Origin of the sequence: Ruminococcus sp. AF17-12, assembly GCF_003479245.1 — a bacterium.
Classification (GTDB): Bacteria; Bacillota; Clostridia; order Lachnospirales; family Lachnospiraceae; genus Blautia_A; species Blautia_A fusiformis.
The window spans coordinates 39,873-64,331 of record NZ_QUGY01000017.1; the positions used below are offsets into that span (position 1 = coordinate 39,873).

Annotated in this window: 22 protein-coding genes; 7 read left to right on the forward strand and 15 right to left on the reverse strand. The window is 40.2% G+C overall.

Annotated elements, in window-relative coordinates:
* Window position 1 precedes the first annotated feature (1 nt).
* From DWW77_RS15620 to DWW77_RS15665, 10 genes are all read right to left on the reverse strand, one after another.
* Window positions 2-1,027 (reverse strand): hypothetical protein, encoded by a 1,026-nt coding sequence (locus DWW77_RS15620; protein WP_022426542.1) that lies wholly within the window; start codon window positions 1,025-1,027, stop codon window positions 2-4.
* A 150-nt stretch (window positions 1,028-1,177) separates the two neighbouring features.
* On the reverse strand, window positions 1,178-1,669 hold the full coding sequence (locus DWW77_RS15625) for an acyl-CoA thioesterase (RefSeq protein WP_021652953.1): 492 nt from the start codon (window positions 1,667-1,669) through the stop codon (window positions 1,178-1,180).
* 54 nt (window positions 1,670-1,723) lie between these two features.
* The gene (smpB, locus tag DWW77_RS15630) at window positions 1,724-2,194 is read right to left on the reverse strand and encodes an SsrA-binding protein SmpB (RefSeq protein ID WP_021652954.1); all 471 of its coding nucleotides are present in this window, start codon (window positions 2,192-2,194) and stop codon (window positions 1,724-1,726) included.
* 11 nt (window positions 2,195-2,205) lie between these two features.
* Entirely contained in the window at window positions 2,206-4,467 is a 2,262-nt protein-coding gene (rnr, locus tag DWW77_RS15635) for a ribonuclease R (RefSeq protein WP_330627229.1), read from the reverse strand.
* 185 nt (window positions 4,468-4,652) lie between these two features.
* On the reverse strand, window positions 4,653-4,886 hold the full coding sequence (secG, locus tag DWW77_RS15640) for a preprotein translocase subunit SecG (RefSeq protein ID WP_021652956.1): 234 nt from the start codon (window positions 4,884-4,886) through the stop codon (window positions 4,653-4,655).
* 70 nt (window positions 4,887-4,956) lie between these two features.
* On the reverse strand, window positions 4,957-6,306 hold the full coding sequence (gene eno / locus DWW77_RS15645; protein ID WP_118609086.1) for a phosphopyruvate hydratase: 1,350 nt from the start codon (window positions 6,304-6,306) through the stop codon (window positions 4,957-4,959).
* A gap of 351 nt (window positions 6,307-6,657) precedes the next feature.
* Window positions 6,658-8,259 carry a WG repeat-containing protein gene (locus DWW77_RS15650; RefSeq protein WP_059086373.1) on the reverse strand — a complete coding sequence of 534 codons (1,602 nt, stop codon included), beginning with the start codon at window positions 8,257-8,259 and terminating at the stop codon, window positions 6,658-6,660.
* A gap of 15 nt (window positions 8,260-8,274) precedes the next feature.
* The gene (locus DWW77_RS15655; protein WP_059086374.1) at window positions 8,275-8,631 is read right to left on the reverse strand and encodes a hypothetical protein; all 357 of its coding nucleotides are present in this window, start codon (window positions 8,629-8,631) and stop codon (window positions 8,275-8,277) included.
* A gap of 1 nt (window position 8,632) precedes the next feature.
* The gene (locus DWW77_RS15660) at window positions 8,633-9,994 is read right to left on the reverse strand and encodes a zinc ribbon domain-containing protein (protein WP_059086375.1); all 1,362 of its coding nucleotides are present in this window, start codon (window positions 9,992-9,994) and stop codon (window positions 8,633-8,635) included.
* Between the two features lie 35 nt (window positions 9,995-10,029).
* The gene (locus tag DWW77_RS15665) at window positions 10,030-11,343 is read right to left on the reverse strand and encodes a hypothetical protein (RefSeq protein ID WP_059086376.1); all 1,314 of its coding nucleotides are present in this window, start codon (window positions 11,341-11,343) and stop codon (window positions 10,030-10,032) included.
* A 311-nt stretch (window positions 11,344-11,654) separates the two neighbouring features.
* Here DWW77_RS15665 and DWW77_RS18145 point away from each other — a divergent pair, with 311 nt between their 5' ends.
* Both DWW77_RS18145 and DWW77_RS15670 read left to right on the forward strand, forming a co-directional pair.
* The gene (locus DWW77_RS18145) at window positions 11,655-11,792 is read left to right on the forward strand and encodes a hypothetical protein (protein ID WP_173739664.1); all 138 of its coding nucleotides are present in this window, start codon (window positions 11,655-11,657) and stop codon (window positions 11,790-11,792) included.
* Window positions 11,793-11,926: 134 nt separating this feature from the next.
* The gene (locus tag DWW77_RS15670; RefSeq protein WP_265191075.1) at window positions 11,927-12,313 is read left to right on the forward strand and encodes an ATP-binding protein; all 387 of its coding nucleotides are present in this window, start codon (window positions 11,927-11,929) and stop codon (window positions 12,311-12,313) included.
* 118 nt (window positions 12,314-12,431) lie between these two features.
* Here DWW77_RS15670 and DWW77_RS15675 read toward each other — a convergent pair whose 3' ends face one another.
* From DWW77_RS15675 to DWW77_RS15685, 3 genes are all read right to left on the reverse strand, one after another.
* Window positions 12,432-13,058: a hypothetical protein gene (locus DWW77_RS15675; RefSeq protein WP_059086378.1), complete on the reverse strand. Its 627-nt coding sequence runs from the start codon at window positions 13,056-13,058 to the stop codon at window positions 12,432-12,434.
* Between the two features lie 216 nt (window positions 13,059-13,274).
* Window positions 13,275-14,078, reverse strand: a complete 804-nt coding sequence (locus tag DWW77_RS15680) for a leucine-rich repeat domain-containing protein (RefSeq protein WP_059086379.1) — start codon at window positions 14,076-14,078, stop codon at window positions 13,275-13,277.
* A 209-nt stretch (window positions 14,079-14,287) separates the two neighbouring features.
* The gene (locus DWW77_RS15685) at window positions 14,288-15,043 is read right to left on the reverse strand and encodes a fibronectin type III domain-containing protein (protein WP_059086380.1); all 756 of its coding nucleotides are present in this window, start codon (window positions 15,041-15,043) and stop codon (window positions 14,288-14,290) included.
* A gap of 337 nt (window positions 15,044-15,380) precedes the next feature.
* Here DWW77_RS15685 and DWW77_RS15690 point away from each other — a divergent pair, with 337 nt between their 5' ends.
* The 4 genes from DWW77_RS15690 to DWW77_RS15705 all read left to right on the forward strand — a co-directional run bounded on the left by DWW77_RS15690 (window position 15,381) and on the right by DWW77_RS15705 (window position 19,259).
* Window positions 15,381-16,106, forward strand: coding sequence for a LytR/AlgR family response regulator transcription factor (locus tag DWW77_RS15690; RefSeq protein WP_059086381.1), 726 nt, complete (start codon window positions 15,381-15,383; stop codon window positions 16,104-16,106).
* A complete protein-coding gene (locus tag DWW77_RS15695; RefSeq protein ID WP_059086382.1) occupies window positions 16,106-17,038 on the forward strand; it encodes a hypothetical protein in 933 nt (310 codons plus the stop codon). Before DWW77_RS15690 ends, DWW77_RS15695 begins: the two co-directional genes overlap by 1 nt.
* Window positions 17,035-17,853 (forward strand): sensor histidine kinase, encoded by an 819-nt coding sequence (locus DWW77_RS15700; RefSeq protein ID WP_118609087.1) that lies wholly within the window; start codon window positions 17,035-17,037, stop codon window positions 17,851-17,853. The genes DWW77_RS15695 and DWW77_RS15700 overlap by 4 nt, the downstream gene beginning before the upstream one ends.
* Before the next feature lie 548 nt (window positions 17,854-18,401).
* Window positions 18,402-19,259, forward strand: coding sequence for a polysaccharide deacetylase family protein (locus DWW77_RS15705; protein WP_118609088.1), 858 nt, complete (start codon window positions 18,402-18,404; stop codon window positions 19,257-19,259).
* A gap of 176 nt (window positions 19,260-19,435) precedes the next feature.
* Here the strand turns inward: DWW77_RS15705 and DWW77_RS15710 are convergent, their stop codons facing one another.
* Both DWW77_RS15710 and mnmA read right to left on the reverse strand, forming a co-directional pair.
* Window positions 19,436-20,743, reverse strand: a complete 1,308-nt coding sequence (locus DWW77_RS15710) for an O-acetylhomoserine aminocarboxypropyltransferase/cysteine synthase family protein (RefSeq protein WP_118609089.1) — start codon at window positions 20,741-20,743, stop codon at window positions 19,436-19,438.
* A 261-nt stretch (window positions 20,744-21,004) separates the two neighbouring features.
* Window positions 21,005-22,093: a tRNA 2-thiouridine(34) synthase MnmA gene (gene mnmA / locus DWW77_RS15715; RefSeq protein ID WP_118609090.1), complete on the reverse strand. Its 1,089-nt coding sequence runs from the start codon at window positions 22,091-22,093 to the stop codon at window positions 21,005-21,007.
* A gap of 204 nt (window positions 22,094-22,297) precedes the next feature.
* Between mnmA and DWW77_RS15720 the strand changes: the two genes are divergently transcribed.
* Window positions 22,298-24,457, forward strand: a complete 2,160-nt coding sequence (locus DWW77_RS15720; protein WP_118609091.1) for a SulP family inorganic anion transporter — start codon at window positions 22,298-22,300, stop codon at window positions 24,455-24,457.
* Window positions 24,458-24,459 lie beyond the last annotated feature (2 nt).

Genomic DNA, 24,459 nt, shown 5'->3' on the forward strand with positions numbered 1-24,459 from the left:
TTTACCATACGCCGGATACAACTTCATTGCCGTCATTGTCAAAAGTTGTGGATACCGTAAACGTATCATAATAATAATAACCTGTCTTACCGGACTCCGGCTCGTCCTCATAATCACTGCCATTTGGGCTGCCGCATGCATTCTCAAGCTCAGACATGGACTGACCGATATATCTTGCTGCTACAGATGCCGGATCATCCTCGCCGGATGGTGCTTCCGTAGGATCCGCATCGGAAGAATCAGAGGAAGCTGGTGCAGATGTTGGATCCGGTGTGGATGTGGAGTCCGAACTGCCGGACGAACTGCTGTCTGTACTGTCTCCATTATCATCAGAACTCTCCGGAGTCGGAGTCACAGCCGTACTGTCTGAAGAATCTGTACTGTCACTGTCACTTTCACTGTCATCCTCAATGCCAAGCCTTGCCTTTACATCCTTCAGGGTAGACACCTCCTTGGTGCTTCCGCTCGCCAGATATGTAGCATATGGGATTCCGTCTTCACCCTCACCATCCATACAAAGACTCAGCTGTGAGATCGTCAGAAGCGGCAGCTGGCGGAAGAAACATTCATTCTGCTCTTCGTCAGAAAATGTGATCCTTACATCAAAGCTTGTTGCTGTATCTCCGTTATCGTCCTTCTGGCTCTTCTCCATATAATAAACAGCCTTGTCGTTGGAAGCCAGTGTGAATTTACCATTTACAAGATCGCTTCCCCAGGTCTCATCACTGTCATCGCCATCATCTCTGGTAGGACGGACATAAATTGCAGAAATCGTGGAATTCATCTTATTGGTAAATACAATACTGGTAGTGGTCTCACTCTTGGTTCCCATTACGTTCTTGATATTTGCTGTTTCATCCGTAGAGGTCTGCATCTCCACCACATCCGTTTTCGCAGCTTCCGTTACCGTCGGGGTTGCCGTTGCCTCCACCTTCTGCTCCGGTGCCACAGAGTTCTTCTTTCCGCAACCGGCTGCAAGCATGCTCGCTGCAAGAATTCCGGCAAGAATCAAATAACGTTTTTTCATTATATCTCCTCCATATAAAATGGTCCTATTCGCTGTCAGGTTTTCCTTTTCTATTATTACAGAGTATCACTTTCTTGTCAACCTGACCGTTCTGAATTTCACAGAATCTTTAGATATTTTAAACTATGTCAAAAATTGGAACAGCTGAGGTCAGAACCCGTTTTCCCTTCGCTGTCTGCGCATATCACGGCGCATTTTCGCAGCTTCATTCCGGGCTTTTTCCGCTTCTGTGGTAATGATCAGTTCCGGCACCTGGATCGGTTTCTGGTCTTCATCTACAGCCACCATCACAAAAAATGCCCGGTTTACAGTATGACGCATGCCATCCGGCTGTTCCACATACGTATCGATCTCGACCTCCATGGAAGTTCTTCCCACATAAGTCACATATCCCTTAAGTACTACGATCTCTCCCTCATAGATCGCATGCTTGAACTGAAGATTGTCCACTGCCGCAGTTACCACCCGATATGTCTCCGCATGACGCATAGCTACCACTCCGGCAACCTCATCCAGCCACTGCATCAGTGCTCCGCCAAAAAGTCTTCCGCCTCCGTTCAGATGCTGCTGCATGATCAGATGAACCTGCTCCGTCATCGATGCTTCTACCGTTTTTTTACGTCTTTCCTGTACCTCTGTCATTTCTCATTCCCCGCATTTTATCATACTTTTACTTTTTCAGTTGAAACCAGCCGATCAATAAAGATTTTTTACTTTAAAGTCTCGCTCCGCTTCTCTTCTCTGATCCTTCTTTGCAATATCCTGGCGCTTGTCATAAAGCTTTTTACCACGTGCCATGCCAATCTCTATTTTTACCAGGCTGTCCTTGAAATAAACCTTCAGTGGTACCAAAGTCAATCCTTTTTCCTTTAATTTAGCTTCGATCTTATTGATCTCGTAGCGATGCAGCAAAAGCTTACGCACACGAAGAGGATCTTTGTTAAAAATGTTTCCTTTCTCATAAGGAGTGATATGCATTCCATATACATAAACTTCTCCGTTTTCCACACGGACAAAGGCCTCCTTGATGCTGCATTTACCGGAACGTAAGGATTTCACCTCGGTTCCTGCAAGTGCGATCCCGGCCTCATAGGTATCCTCGATAAAATAATCATGAAAAGCCTTTTTATTATTTGCGATCAGTTTCATTCCTGTTTTTTTTGCCATTTCGCGCTCCCTCAGTCTTCCTCAGCCAGGACAAAATCCACGGTTTTCAGCATTTTATCCGCATCTGCCACACGGACACGGACCTTCTGCCCAAGACGGAAGATCTTTCCTGTCATGTCGCCCCGCAGTTCATATGCATCCTGGTCAAATACATAATAGTCATCTCGTAATGTATTGATATGGATCAGTCCTTCTACGGTATTCGGAAGCTCCACATAAAGTCCCCATCCTGTAACGCCGGAGATGATCCCCTCATACTCCTCTCCGAGATGATAGGACATATACTCTGCTTTCTTCAGCTTATCGGATTCTCTTTCCGCTTCGTCTGCACGCCGTTCGCACACACTGGACTGGCGCGCCACTTCATCCAGGATCTCCTTGTAATGCTCGGTACGTCCTTCCCTTACCAGTCTGCCTCTCAGACGGTCATGGATGATCCTGTGGATCTGAAGATCCGGATATCTTCGGATCGGAGAAGTAAAGTGGCAGTAATACTTCGCTGCAAGTCCGAAATGTCCGCTGCATTCCGTAGTATATTTTGCCTGTTTCATGGTACGCAAGGTCAGTCGGCTGATCTGTGCCTCATTGGGCATTCCCTCAATACTTTCCAGGATCTCCTGGATCTCACCAGGCGTGATCTCCTGTCCGGATTTCTGTATGTTGACTCCTTCATTATGAAGAAGCATCAAAAGACTTTCAATCTTTTCCGGATCCGGATTTTCATGCGTTCTGTATACAAAGGGATAATCTCCGGTACAGTATTCCTGTGCCACGGTTTCATTGGCAAGAAGCATAAAATCTTCAATGATCCTGGTTGCCACATTGGCCTCATAGGGCTGCACATCAATAGCTCTTCCTGCAGCATTCAGGATGATCTTACTCTCCGGAAAATCAAAATCAATGGAACCTCTTGTATGCCGACGGCTGCGCAGGATCCCGGAAAGCTCTTTCATCAGGAAAAACATGGGGATCAGAGCTTCATAGCGTTTCTTCGCCACATCATCGGTATCTTCCAGAATATTTTTTACATCGGTGTAGCACATACGCTCATCTACACGGATCACGGTTTCTGCAATCTTATGGGAAATCACCTTTCCTTTTTCATTAACATCCATCAGACAGCTTAAGGTCAGACGGTCCTGTCCCTGGTTCAGAGAACAGATACCGTTGGAAAGCCGCTCCGGGAGCATGGGAATGACACGGTCTGCAAGATAGACGGAAGTTCCGCGCTTCAGTGCCTCTCTGTCAAGGGCACTGCCGCCCTGAACATAGTTGCTCACGTCTGCGATGTGCACACCCAGATGGTAGATTCCATCCTTCTTTGTCAGGGAAATGGCATCATCCAGATCCTTTGCATCCTCACCGTCAATGGTGACTGTAACAAGGTCTCTGAGATCCAGTCTTCCATCCAGATCCGCCTCCTGTACATGGTCCGGCACACGGTCAGCCTGACGAAGTACTTTGTCAGGAAATACATTTGGTATGTTAAAGCTCTTCACAATAGCAAGGATATCTGTTCCAGGTGAACGTAAGTTTCCCAGCACCTCTGTGATCTTTCCTTCCGGCTTCCGGTTTCTGGAACCGTAATCTGTGATCTCTGCAACTACCTTGTCTCCGTCCTTTGCTCCCATGGAGTTTTTTCTGGAAATAAAGATATCTTTGGAAAATTTGGGGTTATCACTGATCACAAAGCCATAATCACGGCTGCTCTGGTATGTTCCCACGATCGAAGGCATTCCCCTTTCCAGAACCTTCAGCACAACGCCTTCCTGACGTTTTCCCTCTTTATGTCCGTTCCGTACAAGAATCTGCACCTTATCCTGATGCATGGCGCTTCCCGTGTCATTTTCCGGAATAAAAATATCCTGTTCCTGACCCTCCACTTCCACAAAGCCAAAGCCCTTGTAATGGCCAATAAAAGTTCCCTCCATGATGGTTCCGTCCTTCTCGGAGAAACGATATTCCTCATGATTCTTCTCTCTGCGTTCTCTTCCCTTACGGCCACGCTCCGGCTTTTCTGCCTTCAGAGCTTCTTTATTCTTTCGTCTGTCTCTGCGCTTGCCGGAAACTTTGCTGTATCTTCCTTTATTATCTACTTCAGCCTTGCCCTGGGCGCAAAGCTCGTCCAGCACGTCAAAAAGCTCTTTTTTCTCACTCTTATCCAGCTGAAGAAGAGATGCGATCTCACGCAGACGCATGGGCTTATACAGCGGATCTCCCAGAAGCTCCATTATAAACTTTTTTCTTTTTTCAAAATTTTTCGATCTTTTCACATTTTCTCCTGTTTCATATTTATATTTCATTTTTACCCTGTTATCCTTCCGGAGGAAGGCTCACCCGTGCCCCTGTATCAACGCAAAAACACTCCTGCTGATTAACAAAAGAAGTCCCCATCCGAGTTTCTTCTGCATGCTAACGCAGCAAGAGTGTTACCAACTTCTGTTCTGCCCCTGGCAGATCAGATAATGTTCAGTACGATTGACAGTACAAAGAAAATAACTCCCATGATAATGGTACCTCTTACAAGACCACCTTCCATGGAACGGCCCTTATTCTTACCCCAGTAAGTATCAGCTACTCCGGCGATAGAGCCAAGACCCTGCTGCTTGCCCTCCTGCATCAGTACGACAACAGTCAGAGCGATACAATCTATTGCATAAATTACAGTCAGAATAATCTTCAAAATGTTCACGCGGTTACACCTCCTAATCAACTAGAGGTTATTTTACCATAGCTAAACCGGGATTTCAACCATTTTCCGTTTATTTTATGCAGGGCTTTTTCTGAGATTTTTTTACAAAAGGATCTTTATATCTTCCAAGAGCTCCGAGCTGTTCGTGGATCCGCAGAAGCTGGTTATACTTGGCGTTCCGGTCCGAACGGCAGGGTGCGCCTGTTTTGATCTGTCCTGCCCCACAGGCAACTGCAAGATCTGCGATAAAGGAATCCTCTGTTTCCCCGGACCTGTGAGAGATCACTGCACGATATCCGGCATGCTGAGCCATCTCCACCGCATCCAGAGTTTCCGTGAGAGTTCCGATCTGGTTTACTTTAATAAGGATAGCATTGGCAACATCAAGTCCGATGCCACAGTGCAGCCGTTTGATATTGGTGACAAACAGATCGTCGCCTACCAGCTGGATCTTTTTTCCCAGGTGTTCCGTCAGATATTTCCAGCCTTCCCAGTCATCCTCCCAGAGACCGTCTTCAATGGAAACAATGGGAAATTTTTCCACCAGTTTTTCATAATACTCTGTCATCTCACCGGCATCCCGGTAGATCTTTTCTCCTTTCATGCGGCTCTCCCCAGGGAAAAAGTACACACCCTTTTCCTCATCATAAAGCTCGCTGGAGGCTGCATCAATGGCAATGGTGATTTCTTCTCCTGGTTTATATCCTGCTTTTTCTATGGCATGAACGATCAGGGTAAGCACTTCCTCCGAATCAGAAAGATCCGGAGCAAAGCCGCCTTCATCTCCAACTGCTGTGGAGAGTCCTTTTTCCCGGAGAAGAAGCTTTAAGTGCTGGTAGACTTCCGCACACATGCGGATACCCTTTTCCAGACAGCAAGCTCCTGTTGGCATGATCATAAACTCCTGAAGATCTACCGTATTGTCCGCATGCTTTCCCCCGTTTAAAATATTCATCATCGGCACAGGGAGCTGCATGGTATGGCAGCCGCCCAGATACTGATAAAGAGGAAGCCGAAGGGCCCCGGCTGCTGCGCGGGCTGCTGCCAGAGATACTGCCAGCGTGGCATTGGCTCCTGCGCTGCTTTTGTTCTCCGTTCCGTCGGTTTCGATCAGAAGATGATCAATCCATGCCTGGTTCAGGGCATTCTCTCCGATAATGGCATCTGCCAGACGTGTATTGATATTTTCCACTGCTTTTTTCACACTCTGTCCCAAATATTCCTCCCGGTTTCCGTCCCGCAGCTCCACAGCCTCAAATTTACCTGTGGATGCTCCGGACGGCACCATGGCTCTTCCTGTGTATCCGTTAATCCCCACGATTCCTTCACCCACAGTCACTTCCGCTTCCACCGTAGGATTCCCCCTGGAATCAAGGACCTGTCTTGCATGAACTTTTCGAACAGGCAGATAACGTAGCATAAGTTTTTCCCTCCTTGAAAATAATAATACTGTTTATGATCTCCTGCACTTTCTGATTTTTTTCTTATGTTTATGAGGGTAGCTTGTCCGAAAAGGGTTGGGTCTATACGTGTTCTGTTGATAAGGACGAGGATATTACACTAATTTACGTATACGGTAAATGCTTACTATAAAAAAGCACAGGACAAAGTCAGTACCACCAGCTTTGCTGGTGGTACTGACTTAGGTTGTTGTGTCCATATTTACTTTTCAAAACCACCTCTTACGATGGTTTATTTGTCATGCCCTTTATTCTTTGGCTGTCCTCTACTTATTTGTTTCAAACTTCTTCTCTTATTTCTATTAACTCACTTATGCAGCGTTTGAAATTTTCCGAAAAACACCTACATTATAAATTCCCGTATCAAAAGTTTCTATTTTATTACCATTGCTATCAAACAAAGTACATTCTGTATAATTTCCATACTCATCCTTCTGTCTGTCAGCAGTAATATATGCACCATCTTCAGATATTTCACAACTATCATAGCTACATGGGACTATTAATTCTCCATTCGAACCAAGCATTCCGTAATTTGCCCCATCATAAACTCCCACTATATCCGGCACTGTATATGAAAGCATATATTTCTGATATTCTGTGTTAACTACCTCGCCTGACTTTAAGATCAACATACCATGTTTTTTCTCTTCGTTATTGCCAGCAATATACTTCTCATTTACTTCATGATTATCATGAGTTTCTGAAAACAGATATTCACCATTTGAATCAATAACATTCCAGTTCTCATTAATCCCTACTTCATAAAGATTTGAATCCATCTGCCAACACTCATCTGCATTTGTAAGAAAACGCTCATTTCCATAAATGTCTACTATAAAAACAGCATTATCTTTCATTGCATAGGTCTCATTATCATACGAAAAATTCCCTAATTCATCATATTGACATGGTACTTCCAGATTACCTTCCAAATCTATAGCGCCATAATATCCTTCAGAATTTTCAACAACTAAACGATTCATTCCACATTGTGAATTTATATCATAATATTCCATTGGCACAATAGTTTCTCCATATTCATTTATAATCTCAGCACCATGCCCTTCCTGAAAATCATACTCTGCTATCAGCAGATACTCTCCATTTACTTTCACTAAATTATCAGTAGAATCCTCCCACACTTTATAAATATCTGAATATTCTGCTTCACAAATCCACTCGTAATTTTCATCTATAATTCCATACATTCCCGTTTCAGACTCACAAGCAATAAAATATCCAGAATCACCTATATTATATATACTGCTATACTCTGGAGACATCATAATGTTTCCATTCTTATCCATAACTCCTGAATATTGCTCATCATAATCAAATGGATACGGAAGTCTGGTTATAGTTCTATATCCATAATTATCACAAGTAGAACCAATTGAACTGTTAATATAGCTATAGTCTAAAGGAATAATCTCTTCTCCCTCTGTATTTACCAATCCATAAATCGTATAATATTCACTTGCATCTGAATCTGTCTGCATTCCAACTACCGCATATCCATCCTGATCAAATTCATATGCTGAATCATATTTACATTCAATAACTACATCTCCATCTGTGTTTATATAGCCCCACTTTCCTTCATTATTCATAAAAGGAGCCACATATACACCAGAACTCTTCTTTTCAGCAGATATGTCTTTATCCACTTGTCTATTTTCTTCTTTCTGTGCTATTGCTTCACCTTGATCTTTCCCAGAGTTTTTATCTTTAAAAAGCATAAATACTCCGGCCAGACATGCACAAATAACTGATATAAGTATTACGATTGCTATTATTCTTCCCAGATCATTTTTCTTTTTCTCTGATATCACCGGCAACTCTGCTCTGCACCATGTACAAAATCTTGCCTCATCTATATTTTCTTTCCCACACTTCGGACATTTCTTCATACGCACCTCTCTATCTCAGTTTACTCTTTTTCCACATTGTCCACAGAATTGCATTCCTTTTACTACTGCTCCACAATACGGGCAGAATTGATTTATCTGCGTTTTTTTGTCTTGTGAAATTTCAGATTTATCTTCTGTTTTTTTGTCTTGAGATTTACCTATTGTTGGAATTTCTTTCTCCATATTAACTTGTGCTTTTTCCACAAATATCGGATTATTCCCACAAGAAGACATCTGCAGACTATTTCGACTCTTTTCTTTTAAATCCAACAACTTTTCACATTCATTGTTTAATACATTGACTTCAGATTCTAACATATGTATATTTTTTTCTAACTCTCTGCATCTTTCTCTATATTCTGTATCATTCATACTACTTATCCCTTCTTTCCTTTCCGCAAAGCGGGCATTTATTATTTTTATTGGAATACACCTGTCCACAGCAGCACTGATGGTTTTTCCCGATATTTTTTTCCATACACATCACCATATTCGAATTCGCGAATCTTGCACTACGCAGTTCATCAACAGAATAATCACTGTATGCTGAAAAGCCACTTCCTTTTTCCACATGTTTCTTCTGACTTTTATATATGTTATAAACTAAAATGTTTACTCTTGCACTTGCAATGCCATCCAGATCATATCCCGCATCCTGCAATTGGAATCTTGCGAAATTTTGTCCTTTTTTCTCAAATAGTGCATTTTGGACAAACGTATTAACAGTGCCATCGTATCTTACTAACTGAATATCTACTATAAATTCCTCAATACCTGCCCATTCAAATTCCGCATACGTCAATTCAAGTATTAATTTATCATTTTCTTTTCTGATTTTAAGAGTTTTCATTCGAACCGGCAGAACTGGATCATAATTCATCACTTCAAATTCGAAGTTTGATTTATTCTTTGTCTCTGCTTCTGTATCACTTTTATAAAATACAATCACACAAATCAAAGCGATTCCTGCAAGCAACATCAGCCAAACGCCAACCTGCGTATTAATTGAAATCCATCTCCAGTCATCTTCTTCCATACTAATTTTATACAATAAGATAGCCACTGATACTACAATTCCGCTGATACCTGCTATCGTTCCACTTACCTCAGATTCCCTTTTTTGTAAGACCTGTGCTATAAAATAGCCATTAATAAACAGCATTACAAAACCAAACATAATAATAAATACAAATACTCTTAACACTTCTGGTGTTGAGTTCGTCCAATCTTCAAATTTTGAAATATCGTTCAATAGATCAAAAATACCTGCGCAACTTATTGTTTGACCTTGAAACAGATCCGCATAATATAAACTCACCCATGGCATGAATCCTGAAATAAATTCCAAAACAGCAATACATGCTGCTATATACCATTTGACGTCCATTTTAGAATTCTCAATTTTTATAACTGGCATATTCGGTGCCGTTTTATTTCGTTCACAACTCGGAATCTCTTTTTGTATAATCTTGCTGTAATTATCAATTTTCAGTCCCAAACTCTTTTTCTTTTTTAATAAATTTTCTTTTTGATATTCCAGATGTTTTTGTTTTTGTAATTTTTTATTTATATCAGTTTGATATTTCTTTTGAGTATCATCATCTAACCCATATATAGCTGATTCTCTACTTTCACTCTTCACATTCTCATTTATAATGTTTCCACAGAACGGACAAAACGAACCACCTTGAGACACTTCTTTTCCACATTGTGAACACCTTTTAACTTTTGTCATTTTCTCTTCCCCTTTATCATTTATTTAAAAATCTCTCAACTACATAATTTAGCATCAGACATGCCAAACAAAATATCCGTCATATCACAAATCCCGTTATATTCAAAACTAAGCTCTCTGATTCCGCTTACATCTATATCAAAATCGATCCGACAATTATCTGCATTTAACTCTGAATTATCATATATTACATTTCCATCGCCTATTAATCTTATATGTGCAAATCCATCTTGAATCTGATCTGCAGGAAAATACCAGGTTCCCGTAAGTCTTGAATAATTTTCCCCTAAATACCACGCATCGCACGTACTGTATTCTTCTGTACCAAACGGATCAGTGACAAAAGAATACTCTATTGCATTTCCATAAGTATTTCCCTGAATATCCATTCCAGCCGTTTGCTCATTTCTCCAAGAACAGTTTGTTTCCAATAAAGGCATCAAATTTAACGACTGTTTTTCTGGTGTCTCCAATTTAGCAAGCTCAATCTCATTTAATTCATTACCATTTTTTACTACAATGTTTCCTTTTTCCGTTGCTATTGCCAAATCGCATTTCGTTGCCTCCGTAATCATACTTCCATAAAAATCCATAACCGCATAATAATTTTGTCCATCAGTACCTTCCATATTTAAAAGAACGAGATATTTTTCTCCACATATACTTACTTTTAATGTATCAGTCCACCCATGCCAGAACTTATCAGCATAATCCGGATGGTAAATGTCGTAAACTTCTGCAGCAACAACATCATATATATAAAACTCTTCCCCATCATAAATATAAACAACCTGCTTTCCATCCGCATATACAAACTCAAAATCATCCGGGCTCAATATTTTATCCTCGGTAATAAAATCAGTAATACCGGTATTTTGGTAATTTCCATCTTCGTCGATTTCATAAATTCCATACAATTGATCTCCATAGGATTCTCTGGCTCCGCTCACCGCACATCCATTATAAAAATGAAGATCATTAAAATTAACATTTATATCCAATTTCAAAAATTTCTGCGTCTTAGTATTTAATAACGTAGTGGTCTCTCCATCCGACAAAGCGAATATTCCATCTCCTGCATAATAGGATGATTTCAAATATTCATCATAGGCCTGATATTCTACAGTCCACATTCTCTCAACACAGTTATACACACCTAAATATATTCCTTCTGATGAAAAACCATTTTTTTCATTTCTTACCAGAACTAAACTATCTCCCTCTACCAGAATATCCGTAAATTCGATTTGTTGATCTTTTAGAATCTGATACGTCGAAGATCCATAAACATTAAAAACTCCCAAAAAAATTCCTGTCATTATCAAACATATTTGTACTATTCTTTTCATATTTATATCCATTCCTTTCGCTTCACTCAGACAAAAAACGTTATGAAAATGTTTTCCTGAGTTTTTTTCTTTATAATTCTTCTTATAGGGATCTCGGTATACTGTAAATCACGGGGAGGTGAGTGGGCTGTCCGGCTTGCCGGATGACCGTATTTTTATATGTGTAGTCCGCCTTTTCAAGCACAAATAAGTGTGACTTTGAACACGTAATCTTATCTTTGTATAAACAATCTCGTTTATGGCTTAGGCGTTCAGTCAATGCCGTTACTCCCTATAATTCTCTGAACCTCACGGTTCCGAAAGGAATCCCTATGACTTTAAAAATCGTGTACAAAATCTGCTGTGGCATTGATATCCACAAGACTTTTGTAGTTGCCTGTATTGCTTCTACTAACAATAAAGGCATCACTTCTTATATGGTACGTACAATTATACCTACTATGTGCTAAACTTTGATTATCCATGGATACCTCCGTTGTCTTTTATGTGGTTTGCTAGACCCACATTCTAATTTGATACTACATTTATCGCTCCTTGTGTCCACGAGTCTCCCCAGTTCTGCTGAGGGTTTGAGATTGTTTCAATCAATACTTTTTGTGTAACTGCAATGAAGCAGTCTAAGAGTGTAAAGTATATAAAAGTGAACACTCTTATGAGCGAAATGGAACAGGCACGTATCAAATCCACAAATCTGGATTACCTGAATAAGCTGACCAAGCTGGATCTTCTTGTGATCGATGATTTTGGCCTTATGGATCTCAATCTTGATAAATGCCGGGATCTTTTTGAAATCCTTGACACCAGGGATAGAAGAAAATCAACTGTAGTCATCTCACAGTTTCCAGTCAGTACATGGTTTGATATGTTTGCTGATAATACCTACGCTGATGCGTGCCTTACACGAATCACAGATAAACATCATACATATCGTCTGGAGATGAACGGTATAAATATGCGTGAAACAGAATGATATCATCTAGCGGTACTTCGTACCGTTAAAAATGGAATAGCCGTTCCGCAGTAGCGGAACTGGCATTCCGTTTGAGCGTAATTTGCACCTCTTCCCTATTTTACTGTGATTATTACTTTTACATTTTCATATGTTTTTTTCTGTTACTTGTAGTATTTCTATAATATTTCAAAGTGCTTGTTTGTTTAATCCATTTATCTGTTATCTGTTTCCATTTTTTTAATGAAATTTTTTTCTTGTTATATAAACATTTGTATTGTACATTTCCATTTTTTACTCCATTTACATACGCACCGCATATTACCTGTTTTACTTTTTTATTCTTTGTCAAGGTATAATACCAATATTCAACATTTCCACATCCACCCCAAGATGCATGCAAACGCTTTGTTATACAATTATAGCTTATTCCTGACATAGGACTCCCAATCTCACCTGCATATCTCAGTTTTCCCCGTGTATAAGTATATGCATATGCTTTGATCGGTGAATTTCCAACTCGCTCTCTTCCATCGGTAACAAGAAGTTCTTTCAAGCCATCTTTATCAATATCCCATAATGTAAAATATCTGTATCTCCTTTGCGTCAGAAATTTTCGATATGCCTCTTGAGCTTTTCTCTTCGTCGAAGAAGAAACCTTTGCCTGAACGATATATGCACTAAAATTCAGTGATGAAGTTTCTACAGTTGTTAAAGTGAATATACTTAGTAATATTATAATAAAATACTTTTTAATCTTTCTCATCATATCCCTCCCTTAATCATCATCTTGTTTTCGTAGAACGAACTATACCTCTCTCATCGGATTTCCGGCGTGTCATTGCAATAATTTTGCAAGGAGCTCCAAATATATTACACTCTATGGTTTCAAAACTATTCGAATCAATTACTCTTGTTACAACTCCATAGTGTGGTGTTTTATCTGTACTCAAATCCACATAATCTCCTTCTTTTTCTACATTCACTCCAAATCTATATCCGTTCCCGTAAGATTTTCAAGAAGTTGTACATTTTTAACTGGATTATCCCCTAAGCTTAATTTCTCAAGATTTTTTAAATTCATTAATGGTTCTACGTCTTCTATCAGATTCCCTTCCAGTTTTAACACCCTAAGTTTGCAGAGTTTTCTGAGTGCAGATATATTCTTTATTTGATTCCCGTATAATATGAGTTCTTCCAGGTTTGTCATTTTCTCCAAAGCATCGATGTTTTTGATATTATTATTAGGCAGCCTTAGTTCTTCCATATTAGTCAGTTCTTTTAATGCCTGTAAATCTTCGAACTCCGCACCCTGAATGATCAGACTTTTTAATGCAGTCAGATTTTTCAAACGATCAAGGGAATCTATGGAATATCCATCCAACTTCAGGTTTTCTAATTTAGTCAATTCTCCTAATGCAGTATTATCATCAACTATGCATTCATTCAGACATAATTCACGAAGATAAGGAAATTTCTTTAAATCCTCTAATGTAGAAAATTCCTGCAATGCAAGTATTTCACACATATCATTCCCTGAATTGTAAACGTATTCTTCTGTCTTATCTTTCCAATCCAACTTCACTACATACTGCGAATCGATACTGATGCCTGTTATTCCTTCAATATCTGCATATGTGACTTCTTCTTTTTTCAAAGCATTGCAAATTGACTCACCAAAGTTTTCATCTTCCCATTGAACATTCAATGTACCTTCATTAGTATCCTGTACTGCTGCTTCTGTCTTATTTGTTGAAATAACTATTGAAAGTAAAAAAACATCCAACAAAAGCTCTTGATTTTTCTTATATTTTCTCTCTCATTTCTAGTCAAACGGATATTCGCAATCCGCTTCGCTACTTGTTCATAACCGGATAACTGCCTCGCAGTTTATCAGAAGGAGCCTGCCCTCCTCCTGATACAAGCAAGTCTCCGCCCACTGCTTATTTATTTTCGCAATTGAAACAGTGAGCTTACTTGATTCGGTTAAAGTATCTACATTTTAATCCTTGTTACTGCAGAATTATTACTGTATACCTTTTTACCATCAATTGTTTTGTAAGCACGAACAATATAATAATAGTTCTTTCTGCGTTTCAATCCTTTATCTATGTAATAATTTCTCCTTCTCGTTATTGTTGCAACCTTCTTATAACTGCCTCCATAATTCTTTCTAAATAACTCATATCCCGTAACATTTCCAAGATTTTTCCATATTATTTTAGCTTTTGTGGAAGAAACTTTTCGTATTTTAGTTATCTTTGCAGAATTTAAAAGTTTTCCCTGGACTGTTAATGAATACGGATGTTTTTCTGAATTAGAATTATAAAGTTCCGTTAGACGAATATAATATTCTCCTGCATTACAAGTACTCCGCAGAATTGTACTATTCTGATTTTTAGATCTGTTATATAACCAATCGTTACTATCCCTCATATAATTTCCTCTGCTATTATATAACGACATTGAAACACCTTGGGTTCCTTTCATAGTTACTGTAATAGTGATATTCATTTTTACCGGGGCCTTAAAATAAAAGTACTCTTCATAGCTATCCCATGGATCCATGAGAGTCGGGGGCTGATTATTCCGTGCCACTCCTTTGATCGTACTATTGATTTTTACCTTCTTTGCACTCTCCATCCAGCTGTAACTGTCAGCATGTACCGGCGTTCCAGAAACCATAAGCAGACTAACTACCATTACTACTAGTACAATAAAACTACATTTTCTTTTCATCCTTGAATACATAAAATCGCTCCTTCCTTTTCTCAATTTACTCTCTTACCACATTGTCCACAGAATCTGAGACACCTCTTCCACATTGCAAACATCTTTTTATTTTATCCATTTTCTCATTCCCCTCCCCTAAATTTTTGTAACTTTAATTTTACCATACTTTTTTCTTTTTTTTAGTCATTTGCATAAACAGACATAGTAAAGTACATAATTAACCATTTACTATTTCTACAAGCATCAGTTTTTTAAATTTTTCATTTGTCATAGATTTTTTACTTGAATTTTTACTATCAATTGAAAAATTGTGTTATAATACTTTCAAAATCACTTATTTCAAGGAGAGATTTCTATGCTGAAACTCGCAATATGTGAAGATAATGACATTCAATGCAGACAAATTCATACATTATCCTGTTCTTCTCTTGAAATTCCAGTCGAAATTGATACCTTTTCTTCGGCCACTGATTTTCTCAATCAAATATCCAATGAACAATGCCCTTATCATATTATTCTCATGGATATTGAACTTGGATCTGAATCTGTGTCTGGAATCAAACTTGCTCAGAGAATCAATTTATTAAATCCGAATACACAGATAATTTTTATCAGCCAATATCTGCAATATGCATCTTCTGTTTATGAAACAGATCATATTTATTTTGTTTATAAACAGCAAATGGAAGAATATCTTCCTAAAGCACTTTCTGCTTCCTGCCGCAAACTGAATAAACTCCGTCAACAGTATTTTTGTTTTAATTATCAGTCCCGAGATTACCGTCTCCTTCGATCCGATATTTTTTATATGGAGCGAAAACTACGAAATACTGAAATACATACCAAATCGCAGATTTACTATTGTCGTGAAAAAATTCCGATTCTTATCGAACAATTAAAACCTGATTTTTGTATATGTCATAAAAGTTTTGCGGTCAACATAAATACCATACATACTTTCAGCCATGCTGGCATTGAACTTTCTGATGGAACCCATATTCCTGTAAGCCGAAACTATTACCAGGCAACTAAAGATGCCTTTGCACAATTGTTACTCCAAAATTCAAGTGAGGTTCTGTAATGTTAAAAAACCTGTTATTTGCAATGCTTATTGCTGCATATCATTCAACTATGCCTGTATATTGTTTCATGCAGCTTTTTCCCAGACGAATAAGTTCAAAAGCGAAAGCTTTTGTCCATATTTTAGTTTGTTTTGTTTTACTGTCTTCTTTTCATATGATCAAAGTATATGGGCACAATAACGAAATGACGATGTTAACACAAATAGTCATGTTTCTGAATCTTTTTTCTTTATTCAGAGGCTCCTTTAAAAAAAAGCTGATAGCTTACTTTATCATTCTTTTTACCAGTATATTAACTGAACTTCTGGCACTGAATATTTACATACAAATTTACAACCGGTTTATTCACCAGCATACATATACTGCAATAAATATTTATTCTCTATGCACTTTCCATGAAAAGCTGATCATACAATTGCTCATTTTTTCTTTTGCTTATCTATTTTATAAAAATGTTTTCTCTCTTTTACGGGAATGTATAAATTATCTGAAGTTTACTTTACTGCTGTTTATTATTCTTCCTATTTTCCTGCCCATGATTGCAACAGAATTCCTACAGCATTATAAATTCAGCAACCAGTTTATTCCTGTTATTTTATATATCACTTGCTGCTGTATAAGTTTTCTGTTATTTATACATGGTCTTAAATCCTTAGAACAAGAGCAGATAAATTTCAAACAGAATCTCCATAAAATGGAATTACTGAAAAAACAAATGGAAGTATCAGAAGAAATGAAACAAGAATACATTAAAATCCGCAAATGGAATCATGATATAGAAAACCATCTGTTTTCGTTAGCTTATCTTATAGATATGAAAAAAACAGATGCAGCAGAAAAATATTGTAATTCTGTGTTAAGCAATAACATAGACCATAATAATCATACATCAGTCTGTAAATCACTCAATCAGGAGGATTCCATATTATGACTTTTAAACAAAAAATAATTTTTATTATATCTTTAGCTTTTTTTCAAATATTTTATCTTCTGTCTACTTATACCGGACAATATTTGAATTCATTTTTTTTACTGACCTGTCTGACTGCAACTATCTTATGTTACAATTTATATCAGCTTTTAATGCAACTTTTTACAAGCGAAAAAGTAGAAGCAGAGCTTAATCTGTTAAAAAAGCAACAACTTTTAAACTCTGAACATCTGCTATTAATGAATCAACAGGAAGCCACCTCACTTAAAGCCCAGAAACAATTTTCAAAAAATCTCCAGTCAATACAAAAACTTCTGCATGAAAATGATTGCGAAAATGCACAGAAACTCGTTTACGAGGTCCTTGAAGCTTTCCAGCGTGACCGCTTTCATCCTTATTGCGAAGATAATCTTATTCTTGCCATTCTGGAATCCAAACGACTGTTTGCTCAGCATTTAGGTATCCATACAGACTACAAGATTTTTCTTCCTGAAAAATCAAATATTCAGTCCTCAGATTTATGCAGTGTTTTATTTAACATATTAGATAATGCTATTGAAGCATGCCGTTCTTCTGAATCTGCGGAACCATATCTTTCCCTGTCCTTGACAACCTCTAAAGGATTTATTTCTATCCTGGTTAAAAATAGCAAAAATCCGCAAACGGTATTTGACCATACTACTACAAAAAAAGATTCTTTTAATCACGGATTAGGACTTTCTATTATTGAAGATATCTGCCACAAATATGACGGAAGCTGGCAATGGCATGACTATGGAAATACTTTTGAATCTGTCATTCTTTTGCGCTATTAATAAAACATCTATTTATTTTTCCTGTATTGTTGACGCTTTAATATTATCTGATTATTTTGCATGTATGGCTGTTATTATTTTTCTTTTTAAATTTATTTTTATTATTTTTCAATTTTAGTATTGACAATATCTATTTTATCTGTTATAGTTTAACCATCAAATAAAACAAACGGAAAACAAAAAACTAAATCAAAAAGGAGCGTGAACCCACCGAAAACATAACTTACTTCCCATAATCTAAGAAAGAGAGGTACAGTCCACCAGAAGATTTAAAGATTTTCCATCATAATTAAAACAAGGAGGTACGGACCACCGAGAACGTAAATTTTAATTCCGTATAAGTTTTAAATCTAAGAAATGAGAGGTATATTCCATTGGATAATGAAAATTAAAAGAGTCATCGGCAGAAGAGATCAATCGCTGATGACTCTTATTTTTTGCTTATTTTGACCTCTGTCTCACAGGCATGATCTCATGATCTTCTGCTTTCATATCTTCTTCTTTGTGTTCATAAACATATTAATAACTCCATTTTCTCTGAGGTTCCCATGAAACAAAAACACATCTACCGTCTTATTTTTTTCTTTGTCATGGCTTTTGCTCTTGGCAGTCTTGCAGGAAAGATCTATTCTCATTTTATTTCCGGCTCACAGTCCGACCAGGATTCTGCTGAAAACAGCCAGGCCTCTTCTGTCTCTATGACATTCCAAAACGAGAACTGGGGGCTTGGTTTTCAGGAAGAAGGCAAACAGCCCACAGGAAATGCTTCTATTGAAGAATTGAAAAAATACAATGCCTGGTATGCAGCCGATACCGATGAGAAAAAAATCTATCTTACCTTTGACGCAGGCTATGACAATGGAAATATGCCTGCCATTCTGAATGCCTTACATAAGCACCAGGTGCATGCCACATTTTTTGTTGTGGGAACCCTGATCCGGGAAAAACCGGAACTGATCCGTGAGATCGTAGATGCAGGCCATACCGTAGGAAACCACACCATGACACACCCGGATATGTCCGGTATCTCCACAAAGGACGCCTTTCAGAAACAGCTTGAGGATGTGGAGGCCCTTTATAAGGAAGCCACCGGAAAAGAAATGACAAAATTTTACCGGCCGCCCCAGGGCATCTACAGCACGGAAAATTTAGAGATGGCAAAAGAGCTGGGATATCACACCTTTTTCTGGAGTCTGGCCTATGTGGACTGGTATCAGGATAATCAGCCTTCAAAAGAAGAAGCTTTTGAAAAGCTTCTGGGACGGATCCATCCGGGTGCCATCGTGCTGCTGCATAGCACCTCTTCCACCAATGCATCCATCCTGGATGAGCTGCTGACAAAATGGGAAGAGATGGGATATACCTTCGGAACATTAGAAGAACTTGTGACATCGGAATCCGCCTGAAAAAAGCACACATGATCCATGCATTCTCAGTACCATCAACACGGATCTTCCCGCTTTTGGATTTTCCAGATAAGCGCACAAAAAATCTGCCCCGGGACTATGTTCTCACATGTCCCGAAGCAGATTTTTCTGTGCTATTGATTATAGAAGGTATTCTTCTTATTTAATTGTCTTATTTACTGGACAGCCTTGAATGCCTCATCAAGATCCTGGATGATGTCATCGATATTCTCAGTTCCGATGGAAAGACGGATCGTGTTTGGCTTGATTCCCTGATCAAGAAGCTCTTCCTCTGTGCACTGGCTGTGTGTTGTAGTAGCCGGATGGATAACAAGGGATTTCACATCTGCAACGTTTGCAAGAAGTGAGAACAGCTCAAGGTTATCAATGAAATCCTTTGCCTTCTGTGCGTCTCCCTTGATCTCGAATGTAAAGATGGAGCCACCACCGTTAGGGAAATATTTCTTATAAAGCTCCTGCTGGCTTGGATCTGTGGACACAGACGGATGATGAACCTTCTCTACCTGCGGATGATCATTCAGATACTGTACAACCTTCAGTGCGTTCTCAACATGACGCTCTACACGAAGAGACAGTGTCTCAAGTCCCTGAAGGAAGATGAAGGAGCTTACCGGAGAAATTGTTGCTCCTGTATCACGGAGAAGGATCGCACGGATCTTTGTAACAAATGCAGCCGGTCCGCATGCCTTTGTGAAGCTTACGCCATGATAGCTTGGGTTTGGCTCTGTAAGGGACGGGAATTTACCGGATGCCTCCCAGTCGAACTTACCGCCCTCTACGATAACTCCACCAATTGTTGTTCCATGTCCGCCGATAAATTTTGTTGCGGAATGAACTACGATATCTGCACCATACTCGATCGGTCTTACAAGGTATGGTGTTGCAAATGTGTTATCTACAACAAGCGGAATTTTATGTTTGTGAGCAATATTCGCGATTGCTTCGATATCTACAACATCAGAATTCGGATTTCCGAGAGTCTCGATGTAAACAGCTTTTGTATTCTCCTGGATCGCATTCTCTACTTCCTCAGGATTGAAGATGTCTACGAATGTTGTTGTTACGCCGTATGCAGGAAGGGTATGCTCAAGGAGATTGAAGCTTCCGCCGTAGATATTTTTTGCAGATACGATGTGATCTCCCTGCTGTGCAAGGTTCTCGATCGTGTATGTGATAGCTGCTGCACCGGATGCTACTGCAAGTGCTGCGGAACCACCCTCAAGTGCTGCGATCCTCTTCTCGAATACGTCCTCTGTCGGGTTTGTAAGACGTCCGTAAATGTTACCGGCATCTGCAAGTCCGAAACGTGCTGCTGCATGATCGCAGTTGCGGAATACATAGGAAGATGTCTGGTAGATCGGTACTGCTCTTGCATCTGTAACCGGATCCGGCTGTTCCTGTCCTACGTGAAGCTGTAATGTCTCAAATTTGAATTTTCTCTGATCTCTTGTAATTTTGCTCATGTGTTTGTCCTCTTTTCTTTTATTCTTATATTCGGTAAAATAGTAATTGCTTTTCTTATGATCATCTGCTTATCAGCGACAACAACACATTCGCTTTTCTTCGATAAACACCCTTGTTGACTTCTGTAAAACCTTCATGATTTCCTCCTGATCATCACGTTGCTCACCTTGTTTTGTGTGCTCCGTTTTTTGATGATGCAATCATATCACCCTTTTCCTAGTATGTCAATGGGGTTTATATATTTAGGTTCTCACCTTTATTTATGACTGGCTATAGATTTTATTTATAGCGCCACCACCTACAACCTCATCTCCGTCATACATCACTACAGCCTGGCCTTTTGTGATGGCTCTCTGCGGTTCATCAAATTTCACATGAAGGATGCCATCCGGTGTCTGCCATGCAGTGGCAGGCTGCTCTTTGTGACGGTAACGGATCTTGGCAGTCACTCTTTTCGGCTCAGCTAAGCTGTCCACAGAGATCAGATTTACATTGTCTGCCTCAAGTTCACTACTGAAAAGATCTTCGTTGTCCCCGAGAACTACCGTATTGGTCTTCGGAGAGATCTCACAGACATAAAGACGGCTGGCCGCCGGAATGCCAAGGCCGCGGCGCTGGCCGATCGTGTAATGGATGATCCCCTTATGGCGTCCGATATAGTTTCCCTCTTTATCTACAAAATCACCCTCCGGTGTTTTTTTGCCTGTGTATTTCTCAATAAATTTCGCATAATCGCCGTCCGGTACAAAACAGATATCCTGACTGTCATGCTTTCTGGCATTGATAAAGCCATGTTTTTCGGCAATGACACGAACCTGGTCCTTCCGGAGACCTCCAAGCGGAAGCTTTACATGTGCCAGCTGTTCCTGGGTCAGCATATAGAGAACGTATGACTGATCCTTTGTATCGTCCACTGCTTTTTTCAGAAGGTAGCGGTCCCGTTTCTCATCGTACTCCACTCTTGCATAATGTCCGGTTACAATATAATCGTAGCCGATCTCCTGCATGCGGTGAAACATTTTATCAAATTTCAGATATCGGTTACAGTCGATACATGGATTAGGGGTGCAGCCGTTTTCGTAGGCATCTACAAACCTGTCCATAACCTCTGTATGGAAATCTGCGGTAAAATTAAACACGTAGTAAGGCATATCCATCTGATAGGCTACGCTTCTGGCATCCTCAACATCGTCCAGGGAACAGCAGGTCTTTTCCCTGTGGACACCGATATCTTCGTTGTTGTAAAGTTTCATGGTAGCGCCGATGCACTCGTCACCGGATTCCTTTGTCAAAAGAGCTGCCACGGAGCTGTCTACACCGCCGCTCATTGCTATGATCGCTTTTTTCATTTATATCTTAACCTTTCCTGATGATTGATGATTTCTCAGCTTTGCAGCCTGTATCTCTTACGGTTACTGCAATTTCGCATTTATTATAATATGGCAGTTATTCTTTGTCCACGATTTTTCACCCGGAACCTTTGCTTTGCTTCTTTCCTACAGGCTCTCTTTGGTATATAATAGAAAATATTTTTCAGAAAAGGATGTGACTATATGAAGCTTTCCCTGTTTTCCACGCTGCGAGGATATCGGAAGGAATACCTTCCCAAAGATATTTTCTCCGGCATCATCATAGCAGCTGTTTCCATCCCTATCTCCATGGGATATGCCCAGATTTCCGGGATCCCGGCGGTATACGGACTATACGGTTCTGTTCTGCCGATCCTTTTGTTTGCTCTATTTTCCACTTCAAGACAGTTTATCTTCGGAGTTGATGCGGCACCTGCTGCCATTGTAGGTGGTGCACTGTCTACTCTGGGCATTGCTGCAGAGTCAGAAGCTGCCATGGATTATGTTCCTGCCATCGCACTTTTTGCAGGTCTGTGGCTGTTTATCTTCTTTCTGCTTCACGCAGATAAGATCGTGGACTTTATCTCCACACCTGTTATGGGCGGTTTTATCAGCGGTATCGCAGTTACCATCATCCTGATGCAGATCCCGAAACTTATGGGAAGTCCTGCAGGATCCGGAGAGCTCCTGGAACTGGCAGAGCATATCTTTGCTGCTGCCAAAAATATCAGCTGGCTTTCCCTCTTCATGGGGCTTGGTGCTCTGGTGCTGATCCGCACATTTAAAAAGCTGGCGCCGAAATTCCCCATGGCTATCGTTATTATGGCTCTGGGTGTTCTTTCCACCATTATTTTTCATGTAGACGAAAAAGGCGTAGTCCTCCTGCAGTCTGTAGAACGTGGGCTTTCCTCCCTGGTGATCCCGGATTTCGGAAATGTTGATCTGACCCAGGCGGCAGGCCGCGGTCTTATGGTTGCTGTTGTCATTATGGCAGAAACTCTTCTTGCAGAGAATACCTTTGCGTTCCGCAATGATTATAAGCTGAACGACCGTCAGGAAATCCTGGCCTGTGCCGCCGGAAATATTGCTGCCGCCGCAGTAGGCTGCTGCCCAGTAAACGGCAGTATCTCCCGCACCTCCCTCAATGAACAGTACGGTGGAAAATCTCAGGCGGTTTCCATCACTGCCGGGATCACCATGGCTCTGATCCTTCTTTTCGGCACCGGTTTTATCGGATATCTTCCGGTTCCTGTACTGACAGCCATTGTGATCTCTGCTTTGATGGATGTGGTGGAAACCCATCTGGCTGTACGTCTTTTCAAAGTAAGCCGCACAGAATTCTACATCTTCATGGCTGCCGGTTTCAGTGTGCTCTGTCTTGGAACCATTTATGGGGTTATCATTGGTATCCTGCTCTCTTTCGTAGCTGTGATCCTGAAGGCCACCAACCCGCCGCGCTCCTTCCGTGGTATGATCCCTGGAAGAGATGCTTATTTTGATCTGTCCAAAAACCGTTTCGCCTACCCTATTAAGGGCGTTGTGATCTACCGTTTCAGTGAAAACCTGTTTTTTGCAAATATAAAGATTTTTCAGGAAGATATTGAGAACAGCATCCGAAAAGACACCAGGGTAGTGATCGTAGATGCCAGTGCTATCAACAGCATTGATATCACAGCAGCAGACCGTCTGGATGCCATCTCCGCAAGCCTGAAAAAACGTGGGATCCGTTTTTACCTCACAGAGCATTCCACCCAGATCAATGACCAGCTGCGTCAGTTCGGCATCGGTCATATGATCAAGGACGGTATGGTCCGCCGTACCATTCTTGCTGCTCTGCATGACGCAGGGATCGAAGCCCCTTATGAACTGGATGTTCCAAAGGAAGACGAGACAAAGCTTCTGCGCCGCAGTATCGCTTTTCTTCCGGCAGAGGAAGAAAATACCCTGGAAGAGTTCGCCTGGGCTTTTGGTGATGATGCAGTAAAAGAGATCGAAGAATCTGTCCATCACATTATTGAACAGCTGCATCAGATCCCGGATATCCAACGTCTCTCCGAAGAAGGTCTGGAAGAGCTTCTGGATAACTGGCATGGGCTGGGTGTTCTGGATGAGGATGAACTGCTTCGAAGAATTGAATTACATATGGATGAGCTGCCTGAGGAATTAACTTCCGACCGGAAACTGATCCTTCATCTTCTAGAAAAGCGCCGTGGCAAGCTGAAAGAAAAAATCCTTGCCGAGCATCCGGAAGTCCTAGAACGGCTGGAACAGCGCCGGAAAAAGCTGGAAGAACGGCTGGAAAAGCAGAATCCGGAAGCTGTTCAGAAATGGAAGCACTGGAAGGAAGAGCATCTCAAAGACTGATT

Coding starts and splice junctions, on each gene's coding strand:
- DWW77_RS15700 (WP_118609087.1), top strand. CDS start 17,035: ATGACTTTTAAACAAAAAATAATTTTTATTATATCTTTAGCTTTTTTT.
- eno (WP_118609086.1), bottom strand. CDS start 6,306: ATGCTACGTTATCTGCCTGTTCGAAAAGTTCATGCAAGACAGGTCCTT.
- mnmA (WP_118609090.1), bottom strand. CDS start 22,093: ATGAAAAAAGCGATCATAGCAATGAGCGGCGGTGTAGACAGCTCCGTG.
- smpB (WP_021652954.1), bottom strand. CDS start 2,194: ATGGCAAAAAAAACAGGAATGAAACTGATCGCAAATAATAAAAAGGCT.
- DWW77_RS15660 (WP_059086375.1), bottom strand. CDS start 9,994: ATGACAAAAGTTAAAAGGTGTTCACAATGTGGAAAAGAAGTGTCTCAA.
- DWW77_RS18145 (WP_173739664.1), top strand. CDS start 11,655: ATGACTTTAAAAATCGTGTACAAAATCTGCTGTGGCATTGATATCCAC.
- DWW77_RS15665 (WP_059086376.1), bottom strand. CDS start 11,343: ATGAAAAGAATAGTACAAATATGTTTGATAATGACAGGAATTTTTTTG.
- DWW77_RS15720 (WP_118609091.1), top strand. CDS start 22,298: ATGAAGCTTTCCCTGTTTTCCACGCTGCGAGGATATCGGAAGGAATAC.
- DWW77_RS15705 (WP_118609088.1), top strand. CDS start 18,402: ATGAAACAAAAACACATCTACCGTCTTATTTTTTTCTTTGTCATGGCT.
- DWW77_RS15650 (WP_059086373.1), bottom strand. CDS start 8,259: ATGAAGAAATGTCCGAAGTGTGGGAAAGAAAATATAGATGAGGCAAGA.
- DWW77_RS15620 (WP_022426542.1), bottom strand. CDS start 1,027: ATGAAAAAACGTTATTTGATTCTTGCCGGAATTCTTGCAGCGAGCATG.
- DWW77_RS15655 (WP_059086374.1), bottom strand. CDS start 8,631: ATGAATGATACAGAATATAGAGAAAGATGCAGAGAGTTAGAAAAAAAT.
- DWW77_RS15695 (WP_059086382.1), top strand. CDS start 16,106: ATGTTAAAAAACCTGTTATTTGCAATGCTTATTGCTGCATATCATTCA.
- DWW77_RS15685 (WP_059086380.1), bottom strand. CDS start 15,043: ATGTATTCAAGGATGAAAAGAAAATGTAGTTTTATTGTACTAGTAGTA.
- DWW77_RS15675 (WP_059086378.1), bottom strand. CDS start 13,058: ATGAGAAAGATTAAAAAGTATTTTATTATAATATTACTAAGTATATTC.
- DWW77_RS15690 (WP_059086381.1), top strand. CDS start 15,381: ATGCTGAAACTCGCAATATGTGAAGATAATGACATTCAATGCAGACAA.
- DWW77_RS15625 (WP_021652953.1), bottom strand. CDS start 1,669: ATGACAGAGGTACAGGAAAGACGTAAAAAAACGGTAGAAGCATCGATG.
- DWW77_RS15710 (WP_118609089.1), bottom strand. CDS start 20,743: ATGAGCAAAATTACAAGAGATCAGAGAAAATTCAAATTTGAGACATTA.